This is a genomic window from Bacillus sp. 05T31 (genome assembly GCF_056396725.1).
Genome location: NZ_JBFTMA010000542.1, coordinates 1 through 3,078, shown reverse-complemented (window position 1 = coordinate 3,078; position 3,078 = coordinate 1). Strand labels below are relative to the sequence as shown.

At 34.2% G+C, this 3,078-nt stretch carries 4 protein-coding genes; 1 reads left to right on the top strand and 3 read right to left on the bottom strand.

Annotated features, from left to right (window positions below; all coding sequences use genetic code 11):
* Positions 1-388, top strand: a 388-nt coding sequence (locus AC1DJR_RS23800; RefSeq protein WP_477003658.1) for a TetR/AcrR family transcriptional regulator, incomplete at its 5' end; no start/stop codon positions are given.
* Between the two features lie 47 nt (positions 389-435).
* Here AC1DJR_RS23800 and AC1DJR_RS23795 read toward each other — a convergent pair.
* The 3 genes from AC1DJR_RS23795 to AC1DJR_RS23785 all read right to left on the bottom strand — a co-directional run bounded on the left by AC1DJR_RS23795 (position 436) and on the right by AC1DJR_RS23785 (position 2,908).
* Positions 436-675, bottom strand: a complete 240-nt coding sequence (locus AC1DJR_RS23795; RefSeq protein WP_002165667.1) for a DUF3953 domain-containing protein — start codon at positions 673-675, stop codon at positions 436-438.
* Between the two features lie 21 nt (positions 676-696).
* Complete coding sequence (locus AC1DJR_RS23790) at positions 697-942, bottom strand: DUF3977 family protein (RefSeq protein ID WP_477003657.1); 246 nt, start codon at positions 940-942, stop codon at positions 697-699.
* Between the two features lie 115 nt (positions 943-1,057).
* Positions 1,058-2,908, bottom strand: a complete 1,851-nt coding sequence (locus AC1DJR_RS23785) for a sigma-54-dependent Fis family transcriptional regulator (protein ID WP_429687222.1) — start codon at positions 2,906-2,908, stop codon at positions 1,058-1,060.
* Positions 2,909-3,078: the final 170 nt, after the last annotated feature.

Genomic DNA, 3,078 nt, shown 5'->3' with positions numbered 1-3,078 from the left:
TGATATTGCTGATCGCTCTTTTTCCCCTCAAACAAAGGTCGAAGCACGAGATATGATTCAGAATCAAGTGCGCGCTTTTTTACAGTTAGCACAAGAAGAAAGAGCTATATTACAAGTTGTTGAAGAAGCAATAAGAACCTCAAAAGAAATACGTCAAAAATGGGATGAGATTCGCGAACGCTTTGTAACACGGATTATACAAGACATTACCCATTCCCAGGAAAATGAATTAGTACGAACTGAGTTAAATAAAGAGATTGTCGCATGCGGCTGGTTCTCTATGAATGAAACGTTTCTTTGGACAATCGTGCAAAATGATAAAGAACTAGAATTAGAAGAAATTGTACATACTTTAACGGTAATGTATACGACAGGGTTATATAAATAGCACATTATAACCTCAAAAAACCGTTACTCAATATGCTTAGTAACGGTTTATTTAAAATATTTTATTAACGATACAATAATACAAAATAGCGATGTAAGTAAAAGCAACAACCCCATATTCTTATTCTCTTTTTCATCCTTCTTAACGTTGTGTATCCCCATACCGGCAAGCATAAAACCTAAAAGTAATTGTAAAATGAGCATACTTTGCTTCGAATCATCATTCCAACTGTAAATAGAATAGCCCATTATAATAAAAGCAAGTATGAATGTGATAATTCTAATCATAAAAACACCCCCTGTGTGATTCTATTGTTTTAACCTACTCACCATTCCAACAATAAACTTATACTCAGCTCTACYTTTTCTTACTTTCTTAAAGCCCTCTTTCGTATCAAAAATAAAACACGTTTTCCGAAACCAAATCCGTACATATAAAGACTCAAAATAAATTGGTTTAATAATTCCTCGTTCCTCGAATTCAGTTCCATCTTTATTTTCGGTTTCCGTTCGAATGAACCACCTATTCCCGATTCCAATTTCAATATACTTCACATGCTAACCCCCTTCAGGAAATCTTCTTTCTAATTATTCTATTATTTCCCTGGCAAGCGCACATTCCGACAGAACGTGAGCCCATAAAGAAAAAGTAGATTACAAAAATCTACTTTTATAGCCTAAATTTTTGCATACGTTTATAAAATGTACTGCGTGGCACATCTAATAGTTTTGCAGCTAATGAAACATTTCCGTTCGTCTTTTCTAGCGCTTCAATCATGCTATCACGCTGTATTTTTTCACGGAAATTTAATGTATGCTCCGTTTTATTTTCTGCTTGCAATTCAAGTTGATGTTGATTTCCAATCATTGTTTGTAATAAAAAAGAGATTTGTTTTTCGCATATTTCCCGTCCTTGCGACAAAATGTATATGCGTTCTAATACATTTAATAATTCTCGAATATTTCCGGGCCATGTATGCTGTGAAAATTGATTACAAATACTCTTTGGAAATACAACATTCCAATCCTTTCGTTCACAAAAATGTTGTATGAAGTACGGAATATCCTCTTTTCTTTCTATTAACGAAGGAACATATAGCGGATAAACATGTAAACGATAATATAAATCTTGACGGAATTTCCCTTCTTCTACTAATCGTAGTAAATCTTTATGTGTCGCAGTAATAATACGAATATTTACTGGTACCTCTTTTGAACTACCAATTGGGGTTACTGTTCGTTCTTGCAAAACACGCAATAATGCCACTTGCATCTCTGGCGGYACTTCACCAATTTCATCTAAAAATATTGTTCCTCCRTCTGCTTGTTCGAATTTCCCTTTATATCCTTGGCGCCGCGCACCTGTRAACGCACCTTCAGCATAACCGAATAATTCACTTTCCATTAATTCTTTCGGTAATGAACCGCAGTTAACAGCTATAAAAGGACCATTTTTTCTTGGACTATTTTCATGAATCGCTCTCGCTACATATTCTTTCCCTACACCTGTTTCACCACATACATATACACTAGCGTCAGTTGGTGAAACAAGCTTAATTTCTTCTAATGTATGTTGAAATACGCTGCTTGTCCCAATAACTCCAGGGAAAGTAATTCCGTTTATAAACGGGTAAGTAGAAAATAAATTTTCTTGTTTATTTTCCTTTAAGTAAATACATTTCCCGATCATTCTATCATTACTATATACTGGTACTTCTAATTTAGGTTTCAATCCATTGTGCATTAAATCTTCAAGTTTCATTCGTGACCAATTACATACTCGTTCACGAACCCTCTTGCTCGCAGAAACGATAACATCACGATGGTTACAAATAACAACTTGTTCATCACTGTCAATTACATCTAAAAAACGATGGATTAAATGCAGTTCATTTTGATGTACTCGAATACTACATTCACGTTCAATCGCATGCGCGATCGAAGTTACCATTCCGAGCATATATGGATGTGAAAACTCAATTGGACAGGAGAAATCTAGAACACCAATTAATTTCCCATCATCATTATGAATCGGAGAGGCCGCACAGCTCCAGCTATGAGATGCGACAGAATAATGCTCTGTACCACTTATCATAATAGCCTCTTCAATCTGTAACGCTGTTCCTATCGCATTTGTACCAACAGCTGCTTCCGTCCATTTCACACCTTCAATAAAATTAATATGTTTCGCTCGTTTCAACGTTTGCTGATTTCCACTTAATGATAGAACATAACCATCTGGATCAATTAATAATGCCATCATTTGCAGTTCATCAATGGTTTTTCTCATATTTTGTATTTGAGGTATTGCTATATCAAGGAAGATTTCACTCTTTTTCTTTTGATCCTGAAAAATATCAGAAGACAAAATTTTCTGACCTTTATTCATATGAGGATTCACATTTGCTTGTTTACATCGATGCCATGACTCTGAAATTCTTTCGTTTATACGGTTCGAATCAAGGACACCTTCATCAACAAACTTTTTCCATGTATGTAAGTAAAACGGTGAAGCTAACATTGTATCATCTCCCCTATTAATTGTTTTGGAGATTTATAAAACATACTTTTATTATAAAACTGAATAAAAGCGTTTTCAATACAACTAGAAAGATGACACAAATATGTTAATAATTTGAATATCTTAATGAACTTCTTTATTCTTTTTTAGTAGAACTATATTTTGTATAA

What these genes read in the sequence shown, in the direction of transcription:
- AC1DJR_RS23795 (WP_002165667.1), bottom strand. Translation starts at nt 675, where the DNA reads ATGATTAGAATTATCACATTCATACTTGCTTTTATTATAATGGGCTAT.